Genomic DNA, 14,725 nt, shown 5'->3' on the forward strand with positions numbered 1-14,725 from the left:
CTGCTGTCGAGGTTCTACGCCGGCGGCAACGAGCTGTACGGCGTGGTTGCCCCGGTCGGCCGGCTGAGTACCGGAGCGGATGGCGGGCTGGTGCTCGACGGGTGCTGGCGGTTCGGCTCGGGGTCGCACCGGGCTGCCGTGATGGCGATGGGATGCGAGCCGGTGGACGGTCGCCGGACCACCGTCCTCGTCGACCGCGTGCGGCTGGAAGTGGCGCAGCCATGGGATGGGCCGGGGCTGCTCGCGACCGCCAGCCACACCCTGCGGGCACGCGGTGTCCGGGTATCGCCGGCCGACGTGGTCGACATGACCGACGTCCCGACCGGTCGACCGGTCGGGATCTACGCCGATCCGGATCTGTTCCTGGCGAATATGCCCGGGGTGGCGATCGGGCTCGCCGAACGGCTGTTGGCGCTGCTCGGCCCTGGCCCGGTGCCCGGCGCGTGGCAGGCCACATATGCCGAGGCGGCCGCCCGGAACACCCTCGCCCGGCGCGGCTTGTCCGGGATGTTGCACAGCTTTGATGCGTTGGCCCGCGCCGGAAGACTCGCGCAGTTCTCGCCGGCGTTGCGGCAAGAGTTCCTGCTGATGTTGAGCGCTGCCTATCACGTCGGTCTGGATGCCGCGCTGATGCTGGCAGAAAGCTGCGATTCGACCGACCCGGAGGTGCGGCAGCAGCTGGGGCAGGCGCGCGTCGACATCGCGACCATGCGGCCGCATGGGGCGATGCGGGCAGCCAGGTGGGTCACCGCACAGCCGGGCGCACGGTCCACGGAAGGGGCGTCCCGATGACCTCACCACCGTCGCTGTCCACGCCGGGTTGGTGCCTGCTTCGGATTCCGGTGCTGCCGGCGGTGCCGGCCGACGCTGCGCCCGACGGCCTGGCGCGGCAACTGTTGGAGCTGGCCATCGACTACGCGACCGTGTTCCAGCGCGCGACCGAGGATGACCGGGAGTGGCAGGACCCAGCAACGCGGTGGGCGGTCTACGGCAGCCGGGCCACCTACCGCCCGACCCCCTTCGGCGTGTTCAGTTTCAGCCTGCTGGCCGAGGTCGACGACGGTGACGGCGTGCCCGCCACCCGGCTCGAACTCGAGACCGACGTGCGGCTGCGCCGCCTCGACCTGCCGGGGCAGACCGGCGAATGGTTCGTCAACCCCTCCCTTGCGGCCGAGCACGGCCGGTGGTCGTACCTGCACCCGGAGAAGGGCGGGATCACCTCCATGTCGGAGGCCCCCGGCGCGCGCCGGCTCGCGGAGCGTCTCGCCGCACAGCTCGCCGCCGCACCCCGATCGGCGCGGGAGTGGGCAACGGTGCTGGGCGGCGAGGCCGAGTTCGACCTCTGCGTGGGCCGCCGGCTGCTGCTGCCGCAGCACACGCCACCGATGTTGGTCGACCTGGCCGAGCCGGCCGCGCCCACCGAGGCGGTCAAGGCGGCGCTGGCCACGGAGCGGCCGTTCCGGGACGACCAGTTCGTGGACGCGTTCAGCGATGTCCGACTCCGACTCCCCGGGGCGGACGCCGCGGCGCTGCTCGACGGGGCCGGCCAACTCCTGGAGGGGCAGTGGCGCCCCCGCCGACTCGACCGGGTGCGGGATCACGTGGCGGGCGGCTACACCGGCGCGGCGGTGCCGTTGGTGTGGTTGCTGACCGCTCCGGTGGACCATCCGTTGGGCAGCTGGCGGCGACCGGAGGCCGAGCCCGAGGGCACCAACCCCCTGGACCCCGCGCGGCGGCTGTTCGTGCCGCAGGCCCGTCGCGACAGCGGCGCGGTGCAGTGGTGGCAGGATGCGCTCACGTTGGACCAGTGGCGGGCGCGGCACCCATTGCCCGGCGGGGACGACGCTGGGCTTACCCACCCTCAGTTCGGAATGGTCAACGGCGCGCTGCTGGCCGAGCCGGTGGCCGGAGCGGACGCCTGGATCAAACTGGTCCTGCCGGGCTTCTGGGGCGGACCCGGCGCCAGGCTCAGTGAGCAGCTGGGGATTCCCAAGCTCGACCTCGGAACGGATCCCGGCTGGCTCCCGGTGGAGCTCGGGTGGGTCTCACCGGACCGGCGGGCGCCGCTGGTCCGCCGGCCGGAGAGCGGGTTGCCCCGGCTCAACCTCAACCTGCCGCACCGCGCCGGTGACCTGCGACTGGCGGATCTGGCCGTGACCATGATGGCGGGGCGGCTCCAGTTGGTACACCGGTCCGACGGACGCTACGTGCAGCTGCGGTGGGACAGCCCGTTGACCTTGAGTAACAGGTTCAACCCGTGGGTGGTGCAGCTGCTGGGACTGCTGCTGGACGAGGCCCAGGGCCCGGCACTGGTCGCCGACCCGAGTCAGTGGGCCCCGCCGGGCGGGATGGTCCCTCGCGTCACCACCGGCCGCTGCCTGGTGGCTCGGCGGAGCGTGGTCCTGGACGCGCAGCACCGCGTCGATCTCCTGACGTTGGCCGAGGACCCGGTGCAGTTGTGCGACGTGCTCACGGAGGTGGGGCTTGGGCCGCAACTGGAGGCGAGCGAGGGGCCGGACGTGACCATGCGACTGGATCTCACCGACGACACCGCGCGGCGGTGGCTCGTCCGGCGGCTGCGTCGGGAGAGCCGGCTGGTGCTGCACGAGACCCTGCCGGTGGCGACGCTGGTGGAGTCGGAGCTGGGCGGGCACCTCCACGACGTGTGGGTGCCGTGGCGCGGTCCTGCTCCGCGACCGGTCCAGGCGATGTCCCGGAGCCGCCTGCTGGAGCGGCAGCCGGCCGCGGATCCGGAGTGGACCAGCTGGTACGTCTACGCTCCCGAGCGGGTGGTGGAGTTGTGGCTGGCCCGTCCTGAGATCGTGGCGTTGATGCGCCAGGCCAACCTGTTCTACATCCGTTACCGGGACGAGCGGCCACATCTGCGGTTGCGGGTGCACCGTGGCGTCGATGCCGAGCCGTACCTGGCCGACCTGCGCGCTCACCTGGCGGCGATGGTGCCGCAGCAGCCCTGCGAGGTCGACGTCCGGAACTGGACACCAGAGGACCACCGGTACGGCGGGGCGACGAGCCGGGCCGATGCCGTACGACTGTTCTGCGCCGACTCGGCCTGGTGGGCCCAGCGGCTCGCGGCCGGTCCGGACCAGACCGGCCGGTACACCCTGGCGGCTGCCCGGATCGCCGCCTGGTGCCGGCAGTTGGCTGGCGAGGAGAGGGCGTTGACCCTGCTCTGCGACCTGCGCGGGCTGGATCCCCGGCTGCCCAGCTCGCGGGCGCAGCGGGAGTGGATGGAGAACTACCGGGCCGCTCGGTCGGACCTGGAACGGGCCTTCGACGCCGCGCTCGCCGAGCCGGAGCCTGGACTGGGCTACCTGGCCGGTCTCGACGGGGACGCCTATGCCACCGCGCTGAGCAGCCTCATCCACATGAGCGTCAACCGCGGGCTGCCGATGGGACAGGCGGTCGGCCGGGAGTCAGAGCTCGTGCTGGCGGCGGCGCGGTTGTTGAAGGGCCGACAGGCGCGGGCAGTCCGGGGCAGGGCCGTCGATGGCTGAGGCCGATGCCGCCCGACGGCTGCTGCGTCGGCTCGTCACCGAGCTACGGCAGCGGGGGCACGCGAGCCTGGAGGCGGTGGCCGCGCTCGCCCTGCTGGCGTCCCGACTGGGCCAACAGGCCCTGGCGGCATCTCTGACCGAGCTGGCCGTGCGGGGCGGACCGGCGCCCGACTTCCGGGTCAGCTGGCTTCGCCACCGGCTGGTGGCCGAGTGCCTGTCGCCTGGCCCTGACCACGCCGAGACGTTGGCCTGGACCCGGGCGGAGGCGGTGGACGTGGCCACTGCCTTCTACCGGCACTACACCGAGGCCGGTGACCTCGATCTGATCAACGGTGCCGGTGGGGTCGGGATGACACTGTGGGACCTCGCCGACGAGGCGGCTCGCGCCAGGATGACGCCGTCCCTCACCCAGATCGCGCTGTCCCTCGGCGAACTCGAGTCGCACGGTCTCTACCACGGCCGCAGCGGCGGAATCCTGCTGCTGCGGATGCTGGGCCACCGCTACGGTCAGGACCCATCGGTGACCGCAGCGGTCGACGCGCTGGTCCGGCATGTGGCGCAGCAGGATGCCGCCGTCCTCGACAGCGGCTGGTGGGGCGTCAGCGGCGTCACCATGTGCTACGGCCAGCCCGGGATGCTGACCGCGCTGGGGCCGGAGGTCGACCCGGACGTGCTGGCGGGGTTGGTCAACGCCGCGATCACCGGCCCGGCCCTGGCACGGCTGGACGGGCTGCTGGCCGCCCCCGGCTCAGACCTGACCGTCTGCCACGGCCTGGCCGGGCTGAGCCTGGTCACCACGCTCGCTCCCGGATGGCGGGAACTGGTCGGCCCGGACCGCCAGGTCCGGTTGGCGGCGCGGCTCGCCCATCACCTGGACCAGATCGATGACCAGGCGGTCGGCGCCGTGTTCGACACGCCTTTCAAGTTGTCGGTGATCGAAGGGACGCTCGGGGTGGCACTGGCGCTGGCGGAGGCCGAGACCACGTCGTGGCCGTGGTGGGGAGTCTGCGTGAGCCTGGGGGACGGATCCGCCGCCGTGGCCGGTGGTCAAACGATGGGGAGCAGCCGATGACGGCCACACTTCAGACCGAAGACAACGACTGCGGCGTGTGGGCACTGGTCGCCAGCCTGCGCCTGCTGGGGCACCAGTTTTCCGAGTCGGCGTTGCGGGATGCGCTGGCCACCCGGGGCGCGTTGTCGCTACGGGATCTGCGGGACATCTGCGCCGAGGTGGTGGGCGTGCGTTACCGCGGCCGGAGGGACGTTCCGTTCGCCGAACTCACCCCGGGCACCATCGTCCACCTGCGTGCCGACCACTTCATCACCGTCGAGCGGTGGCGCGGGCGGCGCGTACGGATCTTCGACCCCTCGGTCGGGTACGGGTGGCTGACCGAGCCCGCCTACCAGGAGCAGGCCAGCGGCTGGGTGCTGGCACCGGCCACGCCGGAACCGGCGGCGGGGGCATCTCGGCGTCCGTGGACGGCGACTCGGGCCGCCTGGCTGTGGCCGATGCTGCGCTCCGGGCAGATCACTTTCCGGCAGGTCGTGCCGATCCTCGCGATGAGCCTGCTGCTCTACACCGGTCTGACCCTGCTCAACATGATCCTGCTGCCGTACCTGAACGAGGTCGCCGTCGGCGGCAGGGTGGCCACCCCCACCCTGGTCACCGCGTTGGTGACGTTCAGTGTCGCGGTCAGCGCGCTGTTCTGGGTGCGGCATCGGCAGCTGACCTCGCTGGGGCTGTCGTTCGACCGGGCCATGCTGGGCGAGCTGGTCGACCGGTTGACCCGCACGTCGGCGCGGACGGAGATGACCTCGGGCGATGTGCTGCACCGGGTGCAGAGCGCCCGCGCCGTCCGGGAGGCCGGCACCGGTCTGGCGCTGTCGCTGTTCACCGACGCGGTGGCCGTGGTGATCCTGCTGGGGTTCATGGCGACGATGTCGTTGCCGCTGACCGGCGTGGTGGCCGGTATCGCCGCACTCCACATCGTCCTCACCATCCTCGGGCGGATCCCGATCAACCGCCGTTTCGAGGAGCAACTGCGACTCGACGGGGAGCTGCAGGATCTGCTGATCAGCATCTCCCAGGGGTTGACCACCTACCGAGGGATCGGTGCGGTCTCACACCTCGAGGCCGAGCATGCCCGCCGGCTCGACCGGCTGCAACGGTCGGTCCGCGGGCTCGAATACCGGCTGGCCTGGGTGTACGGACCGAGCAGCGCCCTGCGGTACGCCGGCCTGTACGTGATCCTCGTGGTGGGCTCGGTGCTGCTGTCCGCGGGCCTGGTCAACACCGGAGAGCTGTTCGGGTTCCTCACCCTGGGTGGCACGGTACTGTTCTCGATCACCGCGATCGCGCAGAGCCTCACCAACGCCGCCACGCTGGAGCGGCAACTGCGGTACGTGACGAGCCTGTTCACGTTGCCGGTGATGGAGCGGGGTACCCGTACCGAACCGGTGCCGGAGGCGCCGGCGGTGGTGCTGGACGGGGTCCGGGTGCACCGCCCGAGGGAGCACTTCGACCTGCGGCTGGACCTGCGGGTGGAGCGGGGCGAGACGGTGACCGTCAGCGGTGTGAGCGGGGTCGGCAAGTCCACCATGGTGCAGATCATGAGCGGCCTGGACCCGGTGCCCGCCGGGCGGGCGACCGTCTTCGGGGTGCCGATGGCGGACTGGGATCCGGATCGGCTCCGCCCGCTGGTGTGCTACGTCCCGCCCCGGTCCGACTTCCTGCACACGACGATCCGGGAGAGCCTGTCCAGCGGGGCGACCGACGTGACCGACGAGGAGATCCACGACCTGCTCGCGGTGATGGAGCTGACCGAAGTGATACGTCCGCTGCGGCTGGGGTTGCGCACCCAGCTGCGGATCAACGCCTCGACCTTCAGCGCGGGAGAGGTGCAGCGCTTCGCGTTGGCCCGGGCGCTGCTGCGCCGACCGTCGCTGCTGATTCTCGACGAGGCGACCAACTCCCTGGACCGGGACCTGGAACTGCGGCTGCTCGTGGAGGCGCGGCGGCGGGTGGAGACGCTGATCGTGGTCAGTCATCGCCCGGTCGCCGAGCACCTCGACAGCCGGCACGTGCGGATAGTGCGGGATGACAGCGGCGTGTCCCGGCTCGAGTCGACGGCGAGCGCGGCGGTCGTCGGTGGCTGAGGGAGTACGCGGCGTCCACGCCTACTGGCAGCTACCCAGCCGGCTGCCCCGGGCGTACCGGCAGCTGTCCCGGGTGACCTGGCTGCTGAGCATCCGCTCGTGGCAGCGGTACGCCGGCCCGATCACGCTCTACGCCGACCCGCCCACGATGGAGTGGCTTGACCGGATCGGCTGGCTCAGCTGCTATGACCAGACCGAGACCCTGGACGACCGGGATCTCGACCAGCGCTACGACCGGGTCGCCTGCTTCGCGTTGCCGAAGCTGCTCGCTCTGGACCGGTACCCGGACGCGGTGCTGGTGGACACCGATGCCTACCTGCGCACCCGGCTGCGTCTGCCCGCCGCCGGATCGATCTTCGCGCATCTGGAGCGCGGCGACGCCGACTTCTACTCCCGGCTACGGGAGCTGCGCAATCCGGCCGGGGTGGAGCTGCCCGACTCGCCGCCGGTGGTCGGTAACACCTCGCTGTTCCGGGCGGCCAGCCCGCAGCTGGCACGCCGGATCAGCCACGCCGGGCTCAGCTTCCTGGAGGGCAACCCGAGCACCCCGGGCCGCGATGTCCACCTGCACATGACCGTCGCCGAGCAGGTGCTCGCCACCCACCTGACCACCGTGGCGGGGCATCAGGTGGTGAACCTGTTCGACGCGCTGTGGTGCCCACGGACGCTGCGCTGGCTGACCGATCCGCCCCACTTCGGCCACCTGTGGAACCTCAAGCGAGGGGCGCCGGCCGAGCACCTGCTCGCCGCGTACGTGTCGGTCACCCGGACGCTCCGGGACGAGTACGGCGTCGCCCCGGACCGGACGCGCGCACTGCTGGAGCAGACATGATCTCGACCGAGCTGCTCGATCGGCTGGCGAACACGGGTGCTGAGCTGACCCTGCCGGCCGGTTCGACCGTACCGGGTGGACACCTTCCCGACTGGGTGCTGGAGCCGGAGTCGGTGGCGCAGCTCACCGCGCTGGTGCGGATTCTGCACGAGGGCGGCGTGGCCTGGCGGGTGGACGCCCGGGGCCGCAACTGGGGGTACGACGACTCCCGGGTCTGCGAGCCCGGGCTGCTCATCCGGCTGGCCCGGTTGGACCGGTTGCACCTCGACGTCGAACTCGGCCTGGCCACGGTGCAACCGGGGGTGACCTTCGCCCAGCTGGCCGAGGCGTTGCGGCGGGCCGACGCCCGTTTCCAGCTGCCCGCGCCGGGCTCCGGCCCGCACACCTCCGTGCTCGGCAACGCGTTGGAGCGTGGCCTACTCGCCGGCCTGAGCGAGCGGGAACACTACTGTCGAGACTTTCTCGTCCTGCACCGCGACGGCGAACTCACGCGTCTGGGCTGGGCGGACGCCGCCAACGACCGGATCCGCCGGGCACTGCCCTACCCGCCCGGACCACATGCGCAGGGCTCCCTGTTCCAGGCAGGCGGCTACGGACCGGTGGTGGTGGAGCTGACGCACGTGCTGCCGGTGGCGACCGCGCACACGACCACGCTGGTGCTGTTGGCCGGTCACGAGCCGACCGAGGACCTGTTGCGTTGCTGGCGGGACCTGCTCCTGGAGGAACTGGTGACCTCCACCATCCTCACGTCGCCGGCCCGTCGCCGTGCTCAGGGCATCACCGTCGGCCACGACGGGCCCGTTCTCGACCTGTGCGTCTCTGCCGGTTCGCCGGCGATGCTGCGGGCCAAGGTTCTCGACGTGCAGCGGCTGGCCCGCCAGCACGGGCAGCGGCTGGCCGGCCGGCTTGGCGGCGCCGGCGATGACCTGGGCATCCTCGGCGGTGACCAGAACCAGCCGGAGTCGGTCGGCCAGCTTCCGGAAGGGCTGGAATGGCACACCGCCACGTTGCCGTTCGCCCCCTCGACCGTCGCCGCCTTCGCCCGCGCCGTGCGGGCGGACCCGGTGTTGACGGACGTGCCATGGACTCTGCGCCCGATCGACTCGCGGGCGTTGGTCTGGCTGGCACCGTTCGTCTATCGCAAGGAGGACTCGGACAGCGGCGCCCTGCTGCGGCGCCGGGTGGCCGCCGTTGCCCGGCTCCGTCACGAGTTCGCCGTCCCGGCCTACCGATCCGGCGCGGTACGGGGCGACCAATGAGTCATGTCCTGGTCACCAGCGTCCACCGGATCCACGCCGGACGGTCCGGGCAGGCGATTCACCTGCGCCAGCTCGTCGAGGCGCTGCGTGCCGTCGGCGAGCGGGTGACTGTCCTCGATGGCCCGATGGACCCGGGCAGTGCCGGCGCTGGCCACGGGGCAGGGCTGCGGTCACTCGCCGAACAGCTGGCGACCCTGCTGGCTCGGGACCGGCCCGATGCTGCCCTGATCTGGGGGCATCTGGGCGAGGAGACCGAGCTGGCGCGGCGGCTGGCGGCGGCGGGCGTGCCGACCGTGCTGGAGCATCCGGCCGCAGACCTGCAACCGGTGCCGGAGACGCTGCGGCTGGTCGACGAGGTGGTCGTCCCGTCCGAGTTCGCCCGGCAGTTGTTCACGTCGCAGGCGGGCCGCGAGGCCCGGGTGATCGAGCCGTGTCTGCGTGGCTGCGATTGCCCCGCGGAGTCGCCCCGCCACCTCGCGCATACCGGGCCGTACTGGCTGACATTCATCAATCCGGAGCCGGCCAAGGGCCTCGGGGTGGTGATGCACCTGGTGGCGGCCGTCAGCGGAGCGGGGCTACCGTTCCGGTTCCGGTTCGTCGAGGGGCGGTGGACGGCGTCCGATCTTGCCCGGCTGGGCATCGACCCGGCGAACCTGCCCGGCGTGGAGATCGTCGAATACCGCACCGACATCTGCGCGCTGTACGCCGAGACGGACCTGCTGCTCGTACCGAGCCTGTGGCAGGAGAGCTTCGGTATGGTCGCCCGCGAAGCCGTGATCCATGGCGTCCCGGTGGTGGCCACCCGGGTCGGCGGGCTACCGCAGGCGGTCGGTGCCGGCGGAGTCTGCCTCGAACCGCCGGAGTGCGGCGACCACTACCAGGTGCGGATGACGGCGGCGGAGGTCCGGACCTGGCTGGCGGCCGTGGTCACGGCGCTGCGCGGCGCCCACCGGCCTCAACCGGAGTTGCTGTCGCGCGCCACCTCGGACAGCGTCCGGGCGTACCGGGCGGTGCTGTGCTCGTCGCCAGGGTGAACGCTTCGGATGGCCCGGGTCATGACACCGGAGATCACCGCTGCCGGTCTGGTCCAGCCGCGCTCGATGGCGACCGTCAGCACGGTAGCCAGATTCTCCTGCTCCTCGCGCAGCCAGTCCCGCGGCGCGGCGAGTAGCCGGTCCAGCTCCGCGGGCGAGAACAGCCGGCGGGAACAGCGGCCCAGCGGCGCGTGTCGAGCAGCCATCCGCCGCCGGTGGGGTGGCGCCAGCCGGTGGACAGCCTCCTGCGCCAGGAAGCTCCAGCCGTCGACCGCGCGCGCCAACGCCTGGTCGGTGGAGAGGGCGGCGTGGGGTGGTTCGTCCGGCGCGGTGGTGAGCGCGTGGGACCGGACCAGGTCGGGGAGCACGTAGCGGTGCGGACCGACGGTCTGCCGGGGCACCGGCGCCAGCAGGTGGGAGCCGACCAGCTCGTCCCACGCCTGCATCGCCTCCCGGGGGGACAACCCGGCGCAGATCGTGGGCGCCCAGTCCGGAATGGTGGCGGTCGGGAGGGTGGCGATCCGGCGCAGCGTCAGGCTCGCCGTCGCGCTGAGCGCCTGGAACGACGGGGCGAGGTTGTCGCGCATCGACCCGTCGTCCGTACCCAGCTCGTCGAGCCGGTGCCGCGGGTCGCGCAGCAGCGCCACCAGGTCGGCCGCCCACCGGCCCCGGTGCATCCGACGGGCGGCGAACCACAGGGCCAGTGGCAGGCCGTCGCAGAGCGTGGACAGCGCACGGACTGCGGCTGGTTCCGCCGCCAGTCGATCGGGGCCGAGATAGCCGGCGAGGATTTCGAGTGCCTGCGCGTGCGACACCGGCCGCACCAGGTGTCGGTGCGCCCCGGGGAGGCCGAGCTGCCAGCGGGTGGTGACCAGCACTGTGCAGCCGGCGCCGGCCGGCAGGAGCGGCAGCACCTGATCGACCGCGCCGGCATCGTCGAGCAGCAGCAGGCAACGTCGGTCCGCGAAGAGGCTGCGCAGCAGCGCGGTCCGTTCGGCCCGTTCGGCCGGGATCGCCGGGGTGGCAACGCCCAGCGCGCGGAGGAACCCGTCGAGAACCTGGTCCGGGCTCTGCGGCTGACCGCTGCCGGCGAGGTCGGCGTACAGCTGGCCGTCGGGGTATGCGGCGGCGACCGCATGGGCGACCTGGAGCGCCAGGGCGGACTTGCCGACCCCGGGCATGCCGTGCAGCACCACCACTCGAGGCCCGGCGTTCGTAAGGCGATCCGAGTCGCTGCCCAGTCGCCTGATCAGGCTCGCCAGTTCGGTCTGGCGCCCCGCGAAGAACGGTGCCGGCGGTGGCAGTTGGGCCAGCCGTGGCTTGTCGGCGGTACGCGTGGCCCTCAGCTCGCTGAACGCGGGGTCGTCCGGCTCGGTCGCGCCGCTCACGTCGAGGCTCGGATCCTGCCGGAGAACGGCGGCTTCCAGCTCGCGCAGGAGCGGACCGGGGTCGAGGCCATGCTCGTCCACCAGCAGTTGGCGGCCGCGTCGGGCGACATCGAGCGCCTCCGGGTGCCGGCCGCTTCGATAGAGCGCCACCATGAGCTGGGCGCGTAGCCGCTCCCGCAGTGGATTCTCGGCGACGTACTGGGTCAGCTCCGGGATCAGGCCGTGATGCCAGCCGAGCTGCAGCTCGATGTCGATCAGCAATTCCAGGTCGGCCAGTCGCGCCTCCTCCAGCCGGTCGCGGGCCGGAGCGACGAATGCGGCGACTGCCCCGGTGAGGGCCGAGCCGCTCCACAACGCCAGCGCCTCGCGCATGAGGTCGCGTGCGTCGAGTAGCCGGCCGCTGTCGCTCTCGGCTCGCGCCAACGCGACAAGCCCGGTGTAGGTCGTCAGGTCGAGATCGTTCGAGGCGAGATCCAGGACGTAGCCGCCGGGCTTGGTGAGCAGCGCTACGGTCGCGTCGTCGGTCTGCTGGAGCGTCCAACGCAACGCCGAGATCTCGGACTGGATCTGCGCCCGTGCCGTGGCCGGGGGCGTGCTTTCCCAGATCGCTGTGGTCAGCTCGTCGACCGACACCACTCGGTTGGCGTTTATCAGGAGGTAGGCGAGAACCGCCCGGCGGCGGGGCCGAGCCACGGCGATGGTCTTGCCGTCCGCCGTGGCACCGACCGAACCAAGCAGTGTAAACCGCAGCGTCATGCCGCTACCAGGGGTTTCGTCGCATCCACGAACTTGATCATAGTGGTGGGGTAGTGGCCGGCAAGATCTCATAGGTGGATTGGCATCAGGATGGAGAAGGCGCACTTGTCGTCCTGCCGGCAAATCGCCAGCGGCGGCGGGATCAGATGCCGAGGGACCTCCGGGTGGCCTGGACGGTGTCGGACAACTCCTCGTAGCAGTCGATGCCTCGCTCTACGCTGATGATCGTCATCGATCGCCTGTGAGCCATATTGGCCTCAGAGACGGATTGGCATCAGGATCGAGAAAGCGGCCTCGTCGTCGCGCCGGCGGATCGCCAGCGGGGCGATCGGGCCGTCCAGCTCCAGCACCACGTGCGGGCCGCCGGCCGCATCCAGCGCGTCGAGCAGGTACTCGCCGTTGACCCCGATCCGCAGCTCGACATCGCCGGCACCCCCGTGACCGCCGGCACCGCCGTGACCGCCGTGACCGCCGGCACCGCCGTGACCGCCGGCACCGCCGTGACCGCAGGCACCGCCGTGACCGCAGGCACCGCCGTGGTCGTCGGGGCCGAGCAGGCGGAGGGGTTCCGGGCCGCCCAGGCCGAGCACCGTCACCGGCAGGCGGCCGCCGGCGTGCTCCCGGATGGTCGTCGGTGGGCCCGCCCGCAGCGCGCCGACCAGCCACTCGGCGTCGACCGGGACGCGACGGGCCGGCCGGGCGCCGTCCGCACCGGGCAGCAGGGCGTGGTAGTCCGGGAAGTCGTACGGCAGGGTCGTGGCGCGCAGCCGGCGCCCGGCGACGTCGGCGACGAACTGCCGCCCGACCAGCGTCAACCGCACCTCGCCGGCGGCGATGCCCGGTCCGTCGAGGGTCGACCGCTCATCGAAGGCGGCCGGTCTGTCCAGCAGCCGGCGCAACCCGTCCACCGCGGCCACCGGCAGCAGCGCCCGGGCCGCCCCGTGCACCGTTGAGCCGTGCACCGTTGAGCCGTGCAGTGCCGGGCCGTGCAGTGCCGGGCCGGCCGTCGCCACCGCCAGTCGGTGCCGGTCGGTCGCCACCAGCCGTACGCCGTCGCCGGCCACCTCGAACAGGACGCCGGCCAGCGCCGGCAGGCCGGGGTCGGTGCCGACGGCGAACCGGACCGCGTCCACGGCGGCGGCCAGGTCGCACCCGGCCAGCACGAGCCGGGTGACCGCCGGCGGCTGCTCCGCCGGAAGCAGGGATCGGATCCGGGAGACCTCGCGGCGCGCGTCGGTCAGGCCGTCCGCCAACCGGCGCAGGTGCGCGTCGAGCAGCCGGTGCACCACGGCGGGTTCCGCGCGTACCGCCCGGGCGATCTCGGCCACCGGCAGGCCGACCCGGCGCAGCCCGGCCACCAGCCGGGCGGGCGCCACCTGGTCGTCGGTGTACCGGCGGTAGCCGGTGACCGGGTCCACCCGGGCCGGGATCAGCACCCCGGCGGCGTCGTAGAACCGCAGGGCGCTCACCGTCAGCCCGCTGGCCCGGGCCAGCTCGCCGATGCTGCGCAGTTCGCTCTCCACGCCGGTGATCCTGCCGCCTCGACCTGGTCGAGAGTCAAGCCGGCGTCAGGGCGTCGGTGCCGGCTCCAGCAGGCGGAAGGTGATGCCGGCGGCGGTGAGGCGGTGCAGCAGGGCGTCGCCCATCGCGGTGACGGGCGTGACCTGACCCGAGGTGGCCGGCAGGTCGTCCAGGGCCAGGCAGAGCGCCGACTCGGCGAGCATCTTGGCGGTCTCGTCGTAGCCGGGGTCACCGCCGGCCACCTCCGTCACCACCCGTCGCCCGCCGCCGGAGCCGACGAAGCGCAGCGTGAACCACGAGGCCGCCCGCTGTGCGGCGCTCGGTCCCTGCCCCGAGGAGAGCCGGCCGAGCAGCCAGCGTCGGGTCGGCGGCAGCTTCACCAGCCCGACCAGGGCACCCAGGCCGGCACCGGCGGCCAGCACCGTCGGCAGCCGCTTCACCGCCGCGAAGTGCCGGTAGCGGAAGTCCGGACCGTACTCCGGGCGGGCCGCCGCCGAGCGGCGGACCACCTGCGGGTCGATGGTCGGCAGCGGCACCGCCCAGACGGGCAGGTCCCGCGAGCGGGCCAGCCGGCCCGGAACGGCCCGGACCCGGCGGTCGGTCGGGCGGGGTTCGACGGTGCGGCGTTCGCGGGCCGCCCGCGACGCCTCGGCGGTACGCGAGAAGGCCGTCAACGCCGAGTGGTACGTGCCGGCCGAGAAGCGACCCCCGACCCGCACGTAGCCGTCCACGGTGATCGGCACGTCGGCGGGCAACTGCTTGATCGTGAACCAGACGCCCAGGTCGGGCGGGATCGAGTCGAAGCCGCAGGTGTGCACGAGCCGGGCGCCGGTGCGTACCGCCTCGGCGTGGTGACGCAGGTACGTCCGGTCGACGAACTCCGCTTCGCCGGTGATGTCGAGGTAGTCGGTGCCGGCGGCGGCGCAGGCGGCCACCAGCGGCTCGCCGTGGTGGATGAACGGGCCGACGGTGCTGGCCACCACCCGCGCGGCGTCGGCCACCGCGCGCAGCGACGCCGGGTCGGTGGCATCGGCGGTGAGCAGCGGCAGCCCGGCCAGTGACGGGTCGATCGCGGCCAGCCGGTCGCGGACGGCGGCCAGCCGGTCGGGGTTGCGCCCGGCGATCGCCCAGCGCAGCCCCGGTGGCGCGTGTCGGGCCAGGTACTGCGCGGTGAGCCCGCCGGTGAACCCGGTCGCCCCGAACAACACGATGTCGTACGACCGTTGCGCCGCCATCCCGCGATCATGCCACCCCCGCCGCCGAC

The 14,725-nt window shown here is 72.6% G+C and carries 10 protein-coding genes; 7 read left to right on the forward strand and 3 right to left on the reverse strand.

The window, feature by feature from the left end; all coding sequences use genetic code 11:
• Positions 1-42 precede the first annotated feature (42 nt).
• Genes O7615_RS20910 through O7615_RS20940 form a run of 7 tightly spaced genes read left to right on the forward strand, consistent with a single transcriptional unit; the run spans position 43 to position 9,796 of the window.
• Complete coding sequence (locus O7615_RS20910; RefSeq protein ID WP_278179476.1) at positions 43-792, forward strand: hypothetical protein; 750 nt, start codon at positions 43-45, stop codon at positions 790-792.
• Positions 789-3,515, forward strand: a complete 2,727-nt coding sequence (locus tag O7615_RS20915; RefSeq protein WP_278179478.1) for a thiopeptide-type bacteriocin biosynthesis protein — start codon at positions 789-791, stop codon at positions 3,513-3,515. The genes O7615_RS20910 and O7615_RS20915 overlap by 4 nt, the downstream gene beginning before the upstream one ends.
• The gene (locus O7615_RS20920) at positions 3,508-4,587 is read left to right on the forward strand and encodes a hypothetical protein (RefSeq protein ID WP_278179479.1); all 1,080 of its coding nucleotides are present in this window, start codon (positions 3,508-3,510) and stop codon (positions 4,585-4,587) included. Before O7615_RS20915 ends, O7615_RS20920 begins: the two co-directional genes overlap by 8 nt.
• Positions 4,584-6,671 carry an ATP-binding cassette domain-containing protein gene (locus O7615_RS20925; protein WP_278179480.1) on the forward strand — a complete coding sequence of 696 codons (2,088 nt, stop codon included), beginning with the start codon at positions 4,584-4,586 and terminating at the stop codon, positions 6,669-6,671. The genes O7615_RS20920 and O7615_RS20925 overlap by 4 nt, the downstream gene beginning before the upstream one ends.
• Entirely contained in the window at positions 6,664-7,503 is an 840-nt protein-coding gene (locus O7615_RS20930; protein WP_278179481.1) for a hypothetical protein, read from the forward strand. The genes O7615_RS20925 and O7615_RS20930 overlap by 8 nt, the downstream gene beginning before the upstream one ends.
• On the forward strand, positions 7,500-8,762 hold the full coding sequence (locus O7615_RS20935) for an FAD-binding protein (RefSeq protein WP_278179482.1): 1,263 nt from the start codon (positions 7,500-7,502) through the stop codon (positions 8,760-8,762). Before O7615_RS20930 ends, O7615_RS20935 begins: the two co-directional genes overlap by 4 nt.
• Positions 8,759-9,796, forward strand: coding sequence for a glycosyltransferase (locus O7615_RS20940; protein WP_278179484.1), 1,038 nt, complete (start codon positions 8,759-8,761; stop codon positions 9,794-9,796). The genes O7615_RS20935 and O7615_RS20940 overlap by 4 nt, the downstream gene beginning before the upstream one ends.
• On the opposite strand, the gene O7615_RS20945 is transcribed toward O7615_RS20940, so the two are convergent.
• The 3 genes from O7615_RS20945 to O7615_RS20955 form a co-directional block, all read right to left on the reverse strand.
• Entirely contained in the window at positions 9,718-11,940 is a 2,223-nt protein-coding gene (locus O7615_RS20945) for an AfsR/SARP family transcriptional regulator (RefSeq protein ID WP_278179486.1), read from the reverse strand. The two genes, O7615_RS20940 and O7615_RS20945, sit on opposite strands and share 79 nt — an antisense overlap.
• A gap of 257 nt (positions 11,941-12,197) precedes the next feature.
• The gene (locus O7615_RS20950) at positions 12,198-13,451 is read right to left on the reverse strand and encodes a MerR family transcriptional regulator (protein WP_278182171.1); all 1,254 of its coding nucleotides are present in this window, start codon (positions 13,449-13,451) and stop codon (positions 12,198-12,200) included.
• A 57-nt stretch (positions 13,452-13,508) separates the two neighbouring features.
• The gene (locus tag O7615_RS20955; RefSeq protein ID WP_278179487.1) at positions 13,509-14,696 is read right to left on the reverse strand and encodes a saccharopine dehydrogenase NADP-binding domain-containing protein; all 1,188 of its coding nucleotides are present in this window, start codon (positions 14,694-14,696) and stop codon (positions 13,509-13,511) included.
• Positions 14,697-14,725: the final 29 nt, after the last annotated feature.

Origin of the sequence: Micromonospora sp. WMMD1082 (genome assembly GCF_029626175.1) — a bacterium.
Taxonomy (GTDB): Bacteria; Actinomycetota; Actinomycetes; order Mycobacteriales; family Micromonosporaceae; genus Micromonospora.